The following is a 15,957-nucleotide window of genomic DNA, read 5'->3' on the forward strand; positions in this document are numbered from 1 at the left end:
CCGCTCCCTAGAACATGTAGGTGGAGTTGATGATCGCGCCCTTGCGCGCGTAGTGGATCAGCGCGTCCTGCACGTCGAGGGGGTGCGTCGGGATGACGCCCTCGATGAGGTCCTCCTCGCGCGCGCCGTGCAGTGACAGGCCGAAGCGGCAGCAGTAGGCCTTGCCGCCCTCGCTGATGAACGTCTTGAGCTGGTCGTTGATGTTCAGCTCACCGGGGAACGCGGCGTTGCCGGTGGTCGGGAAGCCGCGGGTGGCCAGGCAGTTCAGCGAACCCGGGCCGTAGAAGTAGATCGCGGCTTCGAAGCCCTTCCGCAGCGCGCGGGTCGCCTGCAGGATCGCGACGAAGCTCACCGACGACTCGTGCGCGATGCCGTGCACCAGGGTGAAGTAGCTCTGGCCGGGTTCGGCCTGGTAGTCCGGGAAGACCTTGGTCCCGCCGTACAGGTTGGAGCCCTGCGGCAGCGACGGGTGCGGGATCTCGTCGAGGCTGGTCTTCTCGGTCTCGGTCAGCTCTGCCATCGGTCTATTTCCCTTTCTTCGGTCCGTACAGCACGTCGAACGTGCCGCGGAAAACCAGGTCGGCGAGCTCGCCGTCGCCGGCCGCGGCGGCCAGCTTGGCGAGTTCGCCCTCGTGATCGCCCCACGGTTCGTCGGAGGCGAACAGCACGCGGTCGTGGCCGAGGCCCCGGCGTGAGATCTCCTCGACGAGCCAGCGAGGCGTGAAGCCGATCGCCCAGGACAGGTCCGTGTAGACCTGCTTCCCGGCGGCGATCCAGTCGAAGAAGCGGCCGCCGACCAGCTTGATGTGCCCGCTCATCCCGCCGCCGAAGTGGACGAGGTGCAGCTTGACGTCGTCGGCGTAGGCGTCGACGAGCTTGCCGACCTCGTCGATGTCCGACGCCGCGCCGGGCGAGGTGTGGACGTGCACCACGAGGTCGTGTTCTCGCGCGGTGGCGAAGATCTTGTCGAGCTGCGGCTTGCATGTGGGGTCGGAGGCCTTGCCGCCCAGCAGGAAGCTGAGCTTCAACGCCCGGACGCCGTTCTCGCCCGCGAGCTTCAAGGCTTCATCGGTGCGGTCGGCGTCTTCGGCTCGCGGCGACACCCACAACGCGGCGCTGATCCGGTCGTCCTTGCCCGCCGCCTCGACGCAGAGTGCGTTGAAGGAGAACGCGATCGCCGGATCGGGAATGCCGTAGTTCGGGATCACCAAAGCGCGTTCGGTGCCCTCGCGGTCCAAATCGGACAGCAGTTCGCCGATCGTCGCGCGGCTGCCGATGGCGGGCGCGACCGGCGGCCCGCCGTAGAACGGGTACGCCGGGAGCACACCCAGGTGCCGGTGGGCGTCGTTGGTCCAGCGCATCAGGCCACCGTCCGGGGTGCGACCCAGTCGTCGTCGGCCGGGTACGTGCTCACCGGCGTGCCGGAGAGCCACCGGACGTCACCGCGGCCGCCGCCGGTGATCCGCCGCGCAAGGTATTCCGCGTCGGCGGCGACACCGCAGAACCGCCCGGACCCCCAGGTGTGCTGCCAGGGCAGGCCGAGGAAGTACAGGCCGGGGCAGCTCGTGACGCCACGGTGGTGCGTCGGGTAGCCCTTGCCGTCGAAGACCGGGACGTCGATCCAGCGGTGGTCCCGCCCGAAGCCGGTGCTCCAGACGACTGCCGAAAGCGCTTCCACGTCGAGTTCGCGCGGACCGTCGGCGGGCTCCCAGACGGGCTTGTACCGCTCCTCCCGCGGCGCCGGGATCCCCTGCTCGGTGATGAACCCGTCGATCGAGTCCTTGATGCCTTCGGAAACGGCGTCCGCCGCGTCGAGGTTGCGGCGCAGGTCGTCCGCGAACGACAACTGTCCACTTCGGACTCCGGTGAGCCTGCCGTAGAGCTGCATGCCCTCCGCGGCGAACGCGCGCAGGTCGATGTCGTGCCCGCCGTCGCGTCCCGTGACGTAGTGGTTGGCCCGGAACCGCACGGCGTCCGCGTCGGCGAACTCGTCGATTCCCCGGGCGTAGTAACCCATTTCGTCGAGCCACGCGACGACGTCCCGGCCGCGGTACCGCCGGGCCACCCGCGGCGCCGACCCGACGGCGAGGTGCACCCGACGTCCGGCGAGGTGCAGGTCCTCGGCGATCTGGCAACCGGACTGCCCGGTGCCGACCACCAGGACCTCGCCGTCCGGCAGCTGCGCGGGGTTGCGGTACTCGGCCGAGTGCAGCTGGACGACGCCCTCCGGCAGCCGCTCGGCCAGCCGCGGCTTCAACGGCACCTGGTACGGGCCGGTGGCCAGCACCACGTGGTCGGCGGTCAGCTCGCCGGCCGACGTCGTCAGCCGGAACCCGCCGCCGGGCAGCTGCCGCAGCCGCGTCGCTTCGACACCCTCGCACAGCGGGACGTCGAAGTCCTTCACGTACGACTCGAGGTAGGCGACGATCTCGTCCCGGACCATGAAGCCGTCCGGATCGTCACCCGGATAGGGGAAACCGGGGAGCCGGCACTGCCAATTCGGCGTGACCAGGCAGAAACTGTCCCAGCGGCGGGTCCGCCATTCGTGCCCCGCGCGCTCGCGTTCGAGCACCAGGTGCCCGACCCCGGCGGTGGTCAGGCAGTGGGACATCGACAGTCCCGCCTGGCCGCCGCCGACCACGATCACCGGCCGGTGCAGGCCGTCGAGCTCGAAGTTCATGCCGATCAGTGCACCGGCGAACGATTTCCGGACGGTTTCATCCGGAACATCGGCGTGTTACGAGGGCGCGTGAGGGTAACGCTTCTCCTGGCGTGCGCTTAACACTCAGCGCGCGGTCAGCACCAGGCTGAACGTGTTGCCGTCCCCCTGGAAGAGCGAGCTCAGGTACGTGGTGAACGCACCGCACCCGGTCAGCGGCGGGATCGTGTACGCACCGCTGACCGGGCCGCCCGTGGCGAGCGCGAAGCCGCCGCCCGTCCGCAGGTCGACCGGGATCGGCGTGCTCGCGCGGCAGCCCGCGTCGGCAAGCGGCACCCCGAAAAGCGTCACTTGCGGCAGTGTCAGCGAGAGGTTCGTGTGCACGGCAAAACCGTCACCGTCGAGCTCACCGGTCTGCGGGCCGTCCGGGGTGAACTGCAGGTCGGCACTGCCGGGCACAAACCCGAACACCTTGAACTCCGCCCGCGTCCGGTCGAACGCCGGGCCGAACTCCGGGCCGGCCGCGAACGACCCCGTGAGCGGTGCGGTCGCGCCCAGTGCCTTCACCGCCGTCGACCCCGTCACGCCGTAGCGGTGCTCGGTCTGCGAGCTGCCGAGGTCGAAGCTCAGCAGCACCGGGTCCTGACCCGGGTCGAGCGTGCAGTCCGAGGTGAACGAGCCCAGCCCGGTGAACGAGCCGTCGGCCTTCTTCGGCGTGAGGCGGGTGCTGAAGTCACCGATGGTCAGCGTCGTCCGGCCCGCGTTCGGCAGCTGCACCGGCGGGACCGAGCCGGTCGCCCGCGTGGTGAACGCCCCCGACGGCGGCACCGCCGTCTTCGCCACGGTCAGCGGCAGGTTCAGCGGGAGGGTCAACGAGCCGTTGGCCAGCGTCACCCCTGCGGACGCCGTCCCTTCGATGCTCGCCGCGCCGACCAGGGCCAGGCCGCGCGTGGACTTGTCGGGCACGGTCACCGAGACCGTCAGGTCCGACGTGGTGAACGTGCCGCCCGGCGCCGACGGCACCTCGAACGCCGCCTTGACCTCGACGGCCAGCTTCTGCTTGCCGATCAACGGGAACGGGCAGGTGAAGCTCAGCTCCTTGTCGATCGGCGTCGACGCCGCCGCCGTCGACGGGACGGCGAACGGCAGCCCGAGGCAGGCGAGGCCCGCCGCGAGCAGCAACCGGGTTTTCGGCACGGGCTCTCCCTTCCGGGGCATGGCGCCGGCCCCCGCCGCAGCGCGACGGGGGCCGGCAGTTCGGGCTACTTCTTGGCGAGCACGAGGTCCAGCGAGTTGCCGTCACTCTTGGCGAACGCGCTGATGTAGTCGTTGAACGCGCCGCAGTTCTGCAGCGCCGACAACGCGTAGGTGCCCGACAGCTTGCCGCCCTTGAGCAGATCGAAGTCGGGACCGGTGGTCATCTCGCTGGTCGACGGGGTGACCGTGCCGCACTTCGGGTCGGTGCTGATCGGGATGCCGAACAGGTTGACCGTGGTGAGGAACGTGTCGAACTTGATGTGCGCCTTGAAGCCGGTGCCCACCAGCTCACCGGTCTGCGGGCCGTTCTGCACGACCTTGACGTCCGAGCTGCCCGGCAGGAAGCCGAGGAGCTTGAACTCGGTGTGCGTCGGGTCCAGCTTCAGGTCGCCGACGAAGGTCTTCGCCGACAGGTTGACGTCGGCGTCGAACGAGCCCTTGATCGGCGCGGTGCTGCCGAGCGCCTTCAGCGACGTCGACCCGGTGATGCCGAACGAGTACTTGATCCCGCCACCCGGGGGCGTGGTCGTGGGCGGGGCCGTCGTCGTCGGCGGGGTGGTGGTCGGGGGTGTGGTCGTCGGCGGGGTGGTGGTCGGCGGGGTCGTCCCGCCACCGCCGTTGATGGTGATCGTGGCCAGGGTGTTGTTCTGGCCGGCGTCCTGCGTGCAGGGCGCGTCGATCGTGCCGTCCGGGGTGATGCCGGTGACCGAGCCGTCGGCCTTGCGCGGGGTGACCTTGAGGTTCAGGTCGCCGACGGTGATCTTCGCCTGGCCGGGCTGGGTGAACGTCAGCGACGGCGTCTTGCCGGCCGCGTTGATGTTCAGCTCACCCGAAGCCGGGATGTTCGTCTTGTCCAGCGTGATCGGGACGTTGACCGGCAGGTTGAGGCTCGGCGCGGCGACGGTCGCCGCGGCGGTCGCGGTGCCCTCGATCGTGGTGGCGCCGATCAGGCTGAGGCCGGCGACGGTGTCCGCGTTGATGGTGGACACGGCCTTGATGTCGAACGCACCGGTGGCCTGCCCGGTGTTCACCGTGGTCGGCAGGTCGGTGTTGATCACCACCTTCAACGACTGCGAACCCACCAGCGGCAGCGTGCAGTGGTAGTTCAGCGTCAGCGAAATCGGGTCGGCGGCGCTGGCCTGCGCCCCGACGACGAGTGCGGTGGCGATCAGCCCCACCGCGCCCACGGCCGCGGCGGCCGCGACCGTCTTCTTCTTGCCTCTTGGGTGACTCACGATGGTCCTTCCGTGTATCAACAGTGATACGAAACGGCGCGTACTTTCCAGGAATCGACACCGGCCGGAAATCGCTACCGAGCAGTAAGCTAACGAGCGCCGACGGCACCGATCAAGGGCTTTTCGCAAAAAGGGCGCACCGACGCGGCAAATTGTCACACCGGCACGCCACCGGGCCCGGGTTCCTAGCAGGGCGGGGAAGGTTTCCCCAGCACAGCGGCATCACCGAACCGCTGACGCACGTGACAAACACCTGCCGGGGAATGTTGACGCAGGTGCCAACCGGCTATTCTCTCCTTGCTCGGCGGCAACCGTGCTGCGTAGCCTCGAAACCCATGAAAAGAATGCACAGCGCGGTGCTCGTGATGTCGGCGGCCGCGCTTCTGTCGTGCGCCGCGTGCGGCTCGGACGCCCCCGCCGACCCCGGCCGGCACGCCGATCCCGCGGCGCTCGCGTGGGTCGACAAGGTGTGCACCGGCGTCGCCGCGGGCTCGGCGAAGCTCTCCCAGCCGCCCGCCGTCGACGACGCCGACCCGGTGAAGACCCGGGACGCGATGGTCGACTTCCTGGGCCGCCTGGGATCCGCCCTCGAGGACATGGCGGGCGGCCTGCGCGACGCCGGCGTCCCACCCGTCCCGGATGGACAGTCCGCTGTGGACAAGGCGACCGGCAACCTCACCGAGACCAGGACCAAGATCGCCGAAACGAAGACCAAGATGGAGCAGGCGAAGGTGACCGACCAGGGCAGCCTGCGCCAGGTGATCTCCGAAGCCGACACGACGATGGGCCAGCTCGCCGACCCGGAAGGCCCGATCAAGGACCTCAAGGCGAACCCCGAGCTGAACCTGGCCTTCAGCGAGTCCGCGACCTGCAAGCGCGTCTACGGGACGGGCTCGTGACGGCCCGCCGGCTGCTCGCCGCCGTGGTGGCGCTGGTCCTCGCCGCCGCGCTCGCCCCGGCGGCCTCGGCGGCACCACCGCCGGGCGGAACCGGCCCCTTCGACGACTCCTTCTACACACCGCCTTCGCCGCTGCCCGCGGGCAAGCCGGGCGACGTCATCCGCTGGCGGACGTCGAACGCCGGCCCGCGCAAGGCGTCGGTCGACGCGTGGCAGGTGATGTACCTGTCGACGAACGCGCTCGGGCAGCCGGACGCGGTGACCGGCACCGTGCTCGTGCCGAAGACCGCCGACCGCGCGACGGCGCCGATCGTCTCGTTCGACCCCGGCACGCACGGCCCGGCGTTCGGCTGCACGCCGTCGGCGATGATCAACATCGGCGCGTTCTACGAGCAGCCCGGCCTCGACGACCTGCTCGACGCGGGTTACGCGGTCACCGTCCCGGACTACGAGGGTTACCAGAGCAGCCCGAAGACGACCTACGTCGTGGGCCGGTCGGAAGGCCCGGCGGTGCTCGACGGGGTCCGCGCGGCCCAGCGGCTCACCGCGGCCGGGCTCTCGGCGTCGTCGAAGGTGGTCTTCCGCGGTTACTCACAAGGTGGCGGCGCCGCGGCGTGGGCCGGCGAGCTGCAGCCGACGTACGCGCCGGAGCTGAACCTCGTCGGGATCACGGCCGGCGGGGTGCCGGCCGACCTGGTGCAGGTGACGCTGCAGCTCGACGGCAAGTCCGGGTTCGGGGTGTTCGCCTACGCCCTGCTCGGCCTCGACCAGGCCTACCCGGAGCTGAAGCTCGACTCGTTCCTCAGTGACAACGGGCGCGCGAAGCTGGCCGAGATGAAGCAGAGCGCGTGCACCTTCGAGCTGCTCACGACGTACGCGAACCAGAGGATCTCGGACTACACGACCAGCCCGGGGTACATCCAGCCCGCGTGGGTGGCGCGGCTGAACGAGAACAAGCTCGGCGGCAGCCCGCCGAAGGTGCCGGTGTTCCAGTACCACGCCACCGGTGACCAGCTGGTGCAGTTCGCGCAGGCCGACAGTCTGCACAAGGCGTACTGCGCGGCCGGGGTCCAGGAGACGTGGCGGACCTACCCGACCGACCACATCACGCTGGTCTACACCGGCAACGCCGACGTGCTGGCCTTCGTCAAGGACCGGATCGCCGGCAAACCGGCGACGTCGAACTGCTGATCAGCGGTTCGGCCGGCCGTGCGGGTGCTGCTGCTGCCACGAGCTCATCACCGAGCTCACGTACTCCTGCCACTGGTCCCGGGCCGGCGGCGCCGACGTCGTCGTGGGGCGCGCGGGCTTGCGCCCCGCGGCGGCCGGCGCGCCGGTGGGACGCACCGGGGAGTCGCGCACCTCGGCGGTGAGCGGGGGCGGCGCGGCCGAAGCACTCATCGTCTCGACCGCTTCGCTCGAGGGCGGCAGGGCCGGGGCACTCGCCCCCGGCGGCGGCACGGCGGTGCCCCCGACCTGGTGCGGCTGGAACAGCACCACGGCGGCCAGCCCGAGCGCGACGGCCGCACCCGCGGCGAGGACGTACGGCTTCGTGCTGCGGGACTCGGCCGGCGGCGCGTCGAGGGGACGCTCCTCTTCCGGTTCCGGGGCCGCCAGCTCGGCGTCGAGGATGGCGAGGGGATCGGGCCTGGGTTCGGGCCTGGGCGCGGGTTCTCCGGTGAGCATCGCGTCGAGGTCACCGCGGATCATCAGCGGTTTCGTCTGCGAAAGGTTCACCAGTTCGGCGACCGAGGGGAGCTCACCCTCACCGCCCGTGCGTGCCATCGAAAACCTCCACCCTGTCGGCGTCACCTGGAGTTTCCATGCCTGAGCCGCGAGAGCTGCTCCGCTTCGCCGTCGTCGGCCTGGCCGCGTACGGGGTCACCCTACTGGGCGACTACAGCCTGAAGCTCACCGTGTTCCGAGAGAAGCCGGTGACGGCCCTCTTTGTGGCGACGGTGACCTCGACGGCGTTCGCGTACCTGCTGTCGCGACGCTGGTCGTTCGCCGGTCGCGGCGGCCACCACCGGCTCCGCGAGGCGGCGGCGTTCTTCGCGGTGAACGCGGGCGCGGTGGCCGTGAACCTGGTGCCGCCGCTGGTGTCGCGGTACGTGCTGCACCTGTCGGAGCCCTACGTCGGTTACCTGGCGCAGGAGATCGCGGACTTCGTCGCGGGGATGGTGCTGGGCACTCTGCTGGGCACGGCGTTCCGCTGGTTCGGCTACCGGCGCTGGGTGTTCCCGCTAGCGCCACCAGTTCGCGTCGCCGAGGTTGACAAAGCCGAGCTTCTCGTAGAGAGGCCGCCCGGCCCGGGAGGCGGTCAGCGTGACGGGCAGGTCCTCGAAGTGCCGTAGGACGGCGTGCGTCAGGGCCCGCCCGACACCTTGGGAGCGGTGCTCGGGCAGCGTCGTGACCCAGTAAGCGCCGCCGACACCGCCATGCGCCATGGTGAGGCAGGCACCGGCGTCACCCTTGGTGAAGAAGGCCGGACCGGCTTGAGCAAGCAGTGCCGGCGGGAAGACGGTTCCCGGTTCGAGCGGCTGGTACTCCTCGAGCGGGAAGCCGTGCACGATGACGTCTTCCGCTCTCGCCAGCTCGGCGGGTGTTTCAACGCGGCTGACCTGTCCGGGATCGGGCGCCGGCGCCGGTTCGCGGACCATGACCGGCAACTGCCCGGCGGTCATGCCGTCGCTGAGGTCGAGCACGCGGAACGGGTCTTCGACCACGACGGTCCGGCCTTGGTTCTTCTTGGCCCGGGCGAGGTTGATCAGCTCGGCTTTCTCGGCGTCGCCGGGCGTCGCGGTCCGCAGCATGATCCGGAACCGGCGGCCGTCGATGACGGTGAAGGCGGAGTGGTCGACAACGGCATCACCGCGAGCGCGGGCCAGGGTGGACCACATCGCGACGGCGTTGTCGGAAGCCTGCCGCAGGCGCTCGGTGAGCAATCCGGTCATGTCGGGCAGCTTAAGGCGGGATTGGCCCTTCTCCCAGGGCCAATCCGAGCGGGGTGGACCAGGCCACTCGCGCCGGACTTGTGCGCAGCCCGGCCCGCTCCGCCAGCCGCCGCTGCCGCCGCCGCTGCCGCTCAGTCGCGCGGCCCACAACAAGACCTCATGCACCCCGCCACCACCAACGACCAGGCAACTCGGCGCACCAGAGCAGACCCGTCGCGAACCGGCCACCGACTTTGCCGGAATCCAGCAAGGGAAGCCAGCGTCAGTCGCGGCCCGGCAGGGCCCGCTCCGCCAGCAACGCCAGCTCCAGCCGCAGCCGCTCAGCCGGATCGTCCAAGCGGGAACCGAACAGCTCAGCCAGCTTCTTCAGCCGCGCCCGGATCGTCTGCGGGTGCAGATCCAGCAGCCGGCCCAGCTCCGGTGCGCTCCCCCGGGTCTGGACCAGCGCCAGCAGCGTCTCGGCCAGCTGCTCCCGGCGCCGGCCGGACAGCTCCGCCAGCGGGACCAGCGTCGTCTCGGCGAGCTGGGCGACCAGGAACTCGTCCGCGAGCAGCAGCAGCGTCGTCACGTGGTCGCGGCACCAGACCACCGGGCCCGGCACGTCCAGCAGGCCCCGGGCGGCCAGGTCGACCGCCCGGCGGGCGATGCGGAACGACTCGGGGGCCTGGACCAGCGGGACCAGCGGGCCGACCGCCGCCGTCCAGCCGGCCGGGAGACCGGACAGCGCCGCCAGGTCCGTGTCGGGGGCCGGTGTCAGCGCCGACGGTGGGTCGCCGCTCGGGTCGGCCGGGACGTGCTCGGGCAGCAGGCCCGGGGGGAACTCCGGGGCGCCCGGCAGGGCCCGGAACGCCACCGCGGCGACACGCTCGGGCACCGGCAGGCCGGACGCGGCGACCAGACCGTCCACTTCGGCCGGTGTGCGGCCGCCGAGCAGCGCGCGTAACAGGCGGCGGTGGCGTTCGCCGGTGCCGGACATCGCGGCTTCGGCCGCGCTGTACCCCTCGGCGACCGCCGCCATCGAGGTCTCGACGTCGGCGAACATGCCCTCGGCCGCGCCGTACAGGACGTCGCCGGACAGGCCCGCTTCCCGGGCGACGTCGGCGATCCAGCGCCACGTCACCCGGCTCGACACACGCACGGCCGCCTGCACCGCTTCGCGGCTGAGACCATTGTGGAACGCCTCACGCCCGTGGCCGCGGAACTCGGCCAGGCGGTCGGATTGCCACATCGCGGGGGTGCCGACGCGGTCGATGTCCCGCTCGATCCCGCGCCGTGCCTGCTCGATCGCGGTGACGCGCGCGGGCCCCTGGCCGAAACTCCGGGAATATTCCGGAATCTCGGCGGCGATGCCGTCGACGCAGGCCCGGGCGATCTCGGGGATCCGCGGGCGCACCGCGTCCCCCAGCTCGTGCGGCAGCCGGGACCAGACGGAGCCGTCCGAAGCAGCGGAACCGCGCATCGGAATTCGGGCCTCCACTCGGGAATTGACATCGCAAAAATGGCCCCCACCATCTGACACGGAGCGTAGAACCCACACCCGTCCGTGTCAAAAGGACGTGTTCACGTAACCCTTTCAGGGAAGGAGTCGTTGATTTTTCAGTGACACATCCGTCGGATACGCTCTGCTCCCGCCGACGACTCGAAGGGGGATTCGTGGTCGAGTACCGCAGCTTCCGCCTGCTGGCCTCGCTGCCGCGCGCGCTGGGCGCGGGCCTGCGCCCGCACGTCGGGCACGCCGCGGCCTCGATGATCCAGGAGGTCCAGCGCACGGTCCCGGCCTACGGCCAGCCGCTCAAGGGCGTCTTCGGAAAAGTCCTGGTCAAGAGCGTCGAGTACGCGGTGCAGCACTGCGTCGACTCGATGGGCGAGCCCGGCCTGTCACACGAGCACTGGATCGAGTTCTTCCGCGGCCGCGGCCGGATCGAGTTCACCGAGGGCCGCAACCTCGACGCGCTGCAGGACAGCGCCACCATCGGGGCCCGGGTCGCCTGGCGGGCGATGCACCCCGGCGTGGTCGCCGCGGGGGTCGACCCGGCGGTGATCTCGGTCGCCGCGGAGGCCATCTTCGCCTACGTCGACGAGCTGTGCGCCACCGCGATCGACGGTTACCAGCAGGCGCAGGCCGAGGCCGAGGGCGCCGTACCGGTCCGGCGCCGCCGCCTCCTCGAGCTGATCGTCCAGGGCCCGGAAGGCGCCGCGAGCAGCATCGCCGGGCTGGCCGGCGGCGCGGGCTGGCCGCTGCCGGAGACCGCCGCGATGGTCGCCCTCGAACGCGGGCCCGACGCCGCCGACTTCCCCGCCGACCTGCTCGGCGACGGCGTCCTCGCCGACCTCGAAAGCGCCGAGCCGCACCTGCTGACCCGCGACCCCGACGCCGACCTCGCGCCGCTGGAGGCGAAGCTCGACGGCTGGCGGGCCGCGGTGTCGCCGACCGTGCCGCTGGCCGACGCCCCGGCCGCGCTGCGCACCGCCCGGCGGGCGTTGCTGCTGTCCGGGCCCGACGTCCCCGGCCCGATCATCTGGTGCCGCGACCACCTGGCCACGCTCTGGCTGCTCGCCGAGGACTTCCTGGCCGCCGAGCTGGCCCGCCAGAGCCTCGACCCGTTCGCCTCCCTCAGCGAGAAGCAGCGCGAACGGCTCAGCGAGACGCTCCTGGCCTGGCTGGAGACGCGCGGCGGGGCTCCGGAGATCGCCCAGCGCCTCGGCGTCCACCCGCAGACCGTGCGCAACCGCCTGCGGCAGCTCGAGGAGCTGTTCGGCGACCGGCTCAAGGACGCCGACGACCGCCTCGGCATGCAGCTCGCGCTGCGGGCTCAGCGGCTCATGCGCGCGCACAAGCCGTCGGACGGCTGACCGGCACCGCGGCGACGCGGTCGTCACCGCGGGTCAGCCGGCTCATCGGCACGGGCAGCACGCGCCGCCACGGCCGGCTCCCCGGCCGCCGCCGCGGCAGGGCCGGCCCGTGGTGACCGAAATGGAAACTCGCGCGGCAGGACATCAGCGCGTCCGGTGCGACATTGCAGCCATGTTCGAGGAATACCCGGATACCCGCGGAATGTCGATACGCATAACCGGTGACATCGGGAAACCCCGCACCTGCGACCGCCTTTCGGCGCACGTTCTTGTCATGCCCGAACCGGATTCCGGTGCGGTGGTGTTCACCACACCCGGCGCAAGTAGTCGGATGCCCTATTTTCGGGTTCGCGAGAAAGGTGGCCGATGACCTTCGAGACGTACACCCTCACCCTCCACGGCCGGCAAATCCGGCTGCACGAGCACCTGCCTGCTTCAGGTGCGCATGACGAAGCGATCGTGCTGCTGCACGGGATCGCGGGCAGCGCGGAAACCTGGCTGCCGGTGCTGGACCGGTGCGCCGCGCTCGGCCGACGTGTGCTGGCGCTCGATCTGCCCGGCCACGGCGAATCCGAAGCACCGCGCGCGGACTACGGCCTCGGCGCGATGGCTAGCATCGTGCGGGACGTGCTGGCGGTGTCCGGCGTGCGGCACGCGACCGTCGTCGGGCACTCGCTCGGCGGCGGCATCGCGATGCAGTTCGCCTACCAGTTCCCGGAAATGTGCGACCGGCTGGTGCTGGTCGGCAGCGCCGGGCTCGGCCCGGAGGTCAGCCCGGTGCTGCGGGCCGCGGCATTGCCGGGCGCGCCGACCGTCCTGGCCCTGGCTGTGAACCGCGTGACCCTCGCGCTCGCGCGGGCGGTGGGGCGGCTCGGGCGGCGGCTCGGCCGGTCGGTCAAGCCGGAAACACGGGAGCTGGCCCGGCATTTCGGCTCGCTGGCCGACCCGGCACGACGGCGGGCGTTCCTGTTCATCGCGCGCAGCCTGATCGACCTGCGCGGCCAGCGCGCGAGCGCCGTGGAGAAGCTCTACCTGGCCGAAGCGGTGCCGATGCTGCTGGTCTGGGGCGCACGCGACCCGCTCATCCCGGTCCGGCACGGGCGCCGGACGGCCGAACTGCTGCCGAACAGCCGATTGACCGTGCGGGAAAACGCGAAACACTTTCCACATGTGTCCGACCCGGACGGGTTCTGCCTGCTGCTGAACGAGTTCGTCACGGGCACCGAGCCCGCGCGGCTGACACTCGACGACGTCGCCGCCCGGCTCACGGCCGCCACGGGCCGGAAAACGCCCGCCTGAAAAGTTGTCATCCGCGCACCATGCGCCCGCGACGGAAGTGTCACCTCCTGCCGCGCCGCTCCACCCGTTCGGGTGTAGTCCGGACGGGTTACCGCAAAGTCAGCGGAGAACCCGTTGACAGTGCCGTTCGCGCGAAATTATGTTGCCTGAGCCACAAAATCCGGACCGGCTTCGACGACGAAGAGGCCGGTTTTGTTGCCAGCAAGGATAAAACATGACCGACGTGGACACCGGGTTCGCCGGCCCCGCCCTGCGGGTGAACCGGCCCAACTCCGGCGAGCGCTCTTCCGGACCGGCCTACCGGCAGCAGTCCGTGTCGGCCGACCGGGTCCGGCCCGCCTACCCACCCACCCAGCGGACCCCGGCCGACGCCCGGCCCGTGCGCGCTTCCGGCGCCATCGGGCTGTGGGCGTCGCTGCCCCGTGAGCTGGCGATCCGCTTCAAGCCGCGGGTCGACCCGCTCGCCCGGGCCATCCTGCAGGAGGTCCAGCGGGCGGTGCCCGAGTACCGCCAACCGCTGGAAGGCGCCTTCGGGCACATCATCACGCAGGGTGTCCGGCAGGCGATCATCCAGTGCCTCGACAGTGTCGGCACCCCCGGTGCCGTGCCGCTCGAGACGTGGACGACCGTGTTCCGCAACCTCGGCAAGATCGAGTTCAACGAAGGCCGCAGCCTCGACTGCCTGCAGACCGCGTACCGGGTCGGCGGGCGGGTCGCGTGGCGGCACATCTCGGAGTTCGGGCAGGCCAACGGCCTCGCCGCGGACACACTGTGCACCAGCGCCGAGGCCATCTTCGCCTACGTCGACGAGATCTCCGCGCTGTCGATCGAGGGGTACACGGCGGCGCAGACCCGCGCCGCCGGGACCCGGGCCCGGCGCCGGAGACGGCTGCTTGAACTGGTGCTCGCCGACCCGCCGTCGGCCCCGCAGACCATCACCGCGCAGGCCGCCACCGCCCAGTGGACGCTGCCGGCCGAGGTCACCGTGGTCGCCCTCGAACCCCGCGCCGACCAGCACAGCCTCGCCGCGCCGGACCTGCACTCCGACGTCCTCGTCGACCTCGAGGGCACCGAGCCGTGCCTGGTCACCGGCGACCCGGAGCGGCACCTGAAGAACCTCACCGAGCGGCTGGGCGGCTGGCGCGCGGTGATCGGCCCGACCGTGCGGCTCACCGAGGCGCCGCGGTCGCTGCTGTGGGCGCGCCGGACACTGAAGCTCGTCCAGCGCGGTGTGCTGCCGGACGCGCCGGTGACCCGCTGCACCGACCACCTGTCCACGCTGTGGCTGCTCGCCGACGAGTTCCTCGTCCGCGAACTGTGCTCACGCAGCCTGGAGCCGTTCAACGACCTCACCCCGAAGCAGCGGGCCCGGCTCGGCGAGACGCTGCTGATCTGGCTGCAATCCCGCGGCAGCGCGCCCGAGATCGCGAAGAAGCTCAAGGTGCACCCGCAGACCGTGCGGTACCGCATGCACCAGCTGATCGACCTGTTCGGCGACCGGCTCAACAACGCCGACGACCGGCTCGACATGGAGATCGCGCTGCGCGCGGAGGCTCTCCTCGGTTCCTGATCCGACTCATCCCAAGGGTGTGGTGAGGCCAGTGTCGGGACCGCCCGGCGAGACGTCCTTCGGGCCGATGCTGAGTGGCGACGGCCGGCCGGGACAGCTGTGGACCATGCTCCCCCGGGAGCTGGCCGCGGTGTTCCGGCCGCGCCTGCTGGACGTCGCCGACGAGGTGCTGCGCGAGATCCAGCGGACCATCCCGGACTACGCGCGGCCGCTCGACGGCGCGTTCGGCAAGGCGCTGCGCGCCGGCGTGCAGGCGGCGATCCTGCAGTTCATCGACCGGATCGCGGCGTCCGGCACGGTGTCGGACGAGCGGCGGCGGGTGTTCGTCGGGCTCGGTGTGCACGAGCTCGCGCAGGGCCGCAACCTCGACGTCCTGCAGGCGGCCTACCGCGTCGGCGCGCGAGTCACCTGGCGGCGGATGGCCGAGGTGGGGACCCGGGCCGGCGTGCCATCGGCGACGTTGTGCCTGCTCGCGGAGGCCATCTTCGCCTACATCGACGAGCTCTCGGCGTTGTCGATCGAAGGGCACGCGGCAGCGCAGGCACGGGCGGCGGGCGCGCTGGAACGGCGTCGCCGGCGGCTGCTGGACCTGCTGCTGGCGGACCCGCCGTCCCCGTCGCGGACGGTGCAAGAAGCCGCGACGGCCGCGGACTGGCCGTTGCCGCACCGGCTGGTCGCGGTGGCCCTCGACGGGCCCGCCGACGTCGGCGGGCTGGACGTGCTGGAAGACCTCGAAGACGGCACCCCGCGGCTGCTGCTTCCCGCGCCCGAGGATCGCGAGGCGCTGACGGCTGCGCTGGCGGGCCACCGGGCCGCGGTCGGCCCGCCGGTGCCGCCGCGGCAGGCGGGCCGCTCACTGGCGACGGCGCAGGAGGCGTTGCGCCTGGTGGCCGCGGACGTCCTCCCGGACGAGCCGCTGACCTGGTGCGAAGACCACCTCGCGACGCTGTGGCTGCGCAAGGAGCCGTTCCTCGCCACCGAGGTGTCCCGGCGCCGGCTGGGCCCGCTGACCGCGTTGACCCCGAAGCAGTACAACCGCCTCGCCGGGACACTGCTGGCCTGGCTGGAGACGTGCGGCAACGTCCGCGAGGTCGCGGACCGGCTCGCGATCCACCCGCAGACGGTCCGCGCCCGGGCCCAGGAACTGGAAGCCCTGTTCGCGGACCACCTGCGGGACCCCGACGACCGCTTCGAGATGATCCTCGCCCTGCGCGCCACCTTGACCTGACGGC

At 71.3% G+C, this 15,957-nt stretch carries 15 protein-coding genes; 7 read left to right on the forward strand and 8 right to left on the reverse strand.

Annotated features, from left to right (window positions below; translation table 11 throughout):
* Positions 1–7: 7 nt before the first annotated feature.
* The 5 genes from ACIA5G_RS21080 to ACIA5G_RS21100 all read right to left on the reverse strand — a co-directional run bounded on the left by ACIA5G_RS21080 (position 8) and on the right by ACIA5G_RS21100 (position 5,151).
* Positions 8–520: an MSMEG_0572/Sll0783 family nitrogen starvation response protein gene (locus ACIA5G_RS21080; RefSeq protein WP_003073383.1), complete on the reverse strand. Its 513-nt coding sequence runs from the start codon at positions 518–520 to the stop codon at positions 8–10.
* Between the two features lie 4 nt (positions 521–524).
* Positions 525–1,361: an amidohydrolase family protein gene (locus tag ACIA5G_RS21085; protein WP_395925589.1), complete on the reverse strand. Its 837-nt coding sequence runs from the start codon at positions 1,359–1,361 to the stop codon at positions 525–527.
* A complete protein-coding gene (locus ACIA5G_RS21090; protein WP_395925591.1) occupies positions 1,361–2,680 on the reverse strand; it encodes an MSMEG_0569 family flavin-dependent oxidoreductase in 1,320 nt (439 codons plus the stop codon). The genes ACIA5G_RS21085 and ACIA5G_RS21090 overlap by 1 nt, the downstream gene beginning before the upstream one ends.
* A 105-nt stretch (positions 2,681–2,785) precedes the next feature.
* A complete protein-coding gene (locus tag ACIA5G_RS21095) occupies positions 2,786–3,856 on the reverse strand; it encodes a DUF6801 domain-containing protein (RefSeq protein WP_395925593.1) in 1,071 nt (356 codons plus the stop codon).
* 65 nt (positions 3,857–3,921) lie between these two features.
* The gene (locus ACIA5G_RS21100) at positions 3,922–5,151 is read right to left on the reverse strand and encodes a DUF6801 domain-containing protein (RefSeq protein WP_395925596.1); all 1,230 of its coding nucleotides are present in this window, start codon (positions 5,149–5,151) and stop codon (positions 3,922–3,924) included.
* 335 nt (positions 5,152–5,486) lie between these two features.
* Between ACIA5G_RS21100 and ACIA5G_RS21105 the strand changes: the two genes are divergently transcribed.
* A complete protein-coding gene (locus ACIA5G_RS21105; protein WP_395925598.1) occupies positions 5,487–6,050 on the forward strand; it encodes a hypothetical protein in 564 nt (187 codons plus the stop codon).
* Positions 6,047–7,240, forward strand: coding sequence for a lipase family protein (locus ACIA5G_RS21110; protein WP_395925600.1), 1,194 nt, complete (start codon positions 6,047–6,049; stop codon positions 7,238–7,240). Before ACIA5G_RS21105 ends, ACIA5G_RS21110 begins: the two co-directional genes overlap by 4 nt.
* Here the strand turns inward: ACIA5G_RS21110 and ACIA5G_RS21115 are convergent, their stop codons facing one another.
* Positions 7,241–7,834: a hypothetical protein gene (locus ACIA5G_RS21115; protein WP_395925602.1), complete on the reverse strand. Its 594-nt coding sequence runs from the start codon at positions 7,832–7,834 to the stop codon at positions 7,241–7,243.
* A gap of 38 nt (positions 7,835–7,872) precedes the next feature.
* Here ACIA5G_RS21115 and ACIA5G_RS21120 point away from each other — a divergent pair, with 38 nt between their 5' ends.
* On the forward strand, positions 7,873–8,403 hold the full coding sequence (locus ACIA5G_RS21120; protein WP_395925604.1) for a GtrA family protein: 531 nt from the start codon (positions 7,873–7,875) through the stop codon (positions 8,401–8,403).
* On the opposite strand, the gene ACIA5G_RS21125 is transcribed toward ACIA5G_RS21120, so the two are convergent.
* Positions 8,293–9,003, reverse strand: coding sequence for a GNAT family N-acetyltransferase (locus ACIA5G_RS21125; RefSeq protein ID WP_395925606.1), 711 nt, complete (start codon positions 9,001–9,003; stop codon positions 8,293–8,295). The genes ACIA5G_RS21120 and ACIA5G_RS21125 overlap by 111 nt on opposite strands.
* A 262-nt stretch (positions 9,004–9,265) precedes the next feature.
* The gene (locus ACIA5G_RS21130) at positions 9,266–10,462 is read right to left on the reverse strand and encodes a helix-turn-helix domain-containing protein (protein WP_395925608.1); all 1,197 of its coding nucleotides are present in this window, start codon (positions 10,460–10,462) and stop codon (positions 9,266–9,268) included.
* A 194-nt stretch (positions 10,463–10,656) separates the two neighbouring features.
* Between ACIA5G_RS21130 and ACIA5G_RS21135 the strand changes: the two genes are divergently transcribed.
* The 4 genes from ACIA5G_RS21135 (at position 10,657) to ACIA5G_RS21150 (ending at position 15,953) form a co-directional block, all read left to right on the forward strand.
* Entirely contained in the window at positions 10,657–11,856 is a 1,200-nt protein-coding gene (locus ACIA5G_RS21135; protein ID WP_395925610.1) for a helix-turn-helix domain-containing protein, read from the forward strand.
* A 366-nt stretch (positions 11,857–12,222) separates the two neighbouring features.
* Positions 12,223–13,155 (forward strand): alpha/beta fold hydrolase, encoded by a 933-nt coding sequence (locus tag ACIA5G_RS21140; RefSeq protein ID WP_395925612.1) that lies wholly within the window; start codon positions 12,223–12,225, stop codon positions 13,153–13,155.
* 379 nt (positions 13,156–13,534) lie between these two features.
* The gene (locus ACIA5G_RS21145) at positions 13,535–14,725 is read left to right on the forward strand and encodes a helix-turn-helix domain-containing protein (protein ID WP_395926486.1); all 1,191 of its coding nucleotides are present in this window, start codon (positions 13,535–13,537) and stop codon (positions 14,723–14,725) included.
* A gap of 31 nt (positions 14,726–14,756) precedes the next feature.
* The gene (locus tag ACIA5G_RS21150; RefSeq protein WP_395925614.1) at positions 14,757–15,953 is read left to right on the forward strand and encodes a PucR family transcriptional regulator; all 1,197 of its coding nucleotides are present in this window, start codon (positions 14,757–14,759) and stop codon (positions 15,951–15,953) included.
* The last annotated feature ends 4 nt before the right edge of the window (positions 15,954–15,957 follow it).

The sequence above is a fragment of the Amycolatopsis sp. NPDC051758 genome, assembly GCF_044453095.1.
In the GTDB taxonomy this organism is placed as follows: domain Bacteria; phylum Actinomycetota; class Actinomycetes; order Mycobacteriales; family Pseudonocardiaceae; genus Amycolatopsis.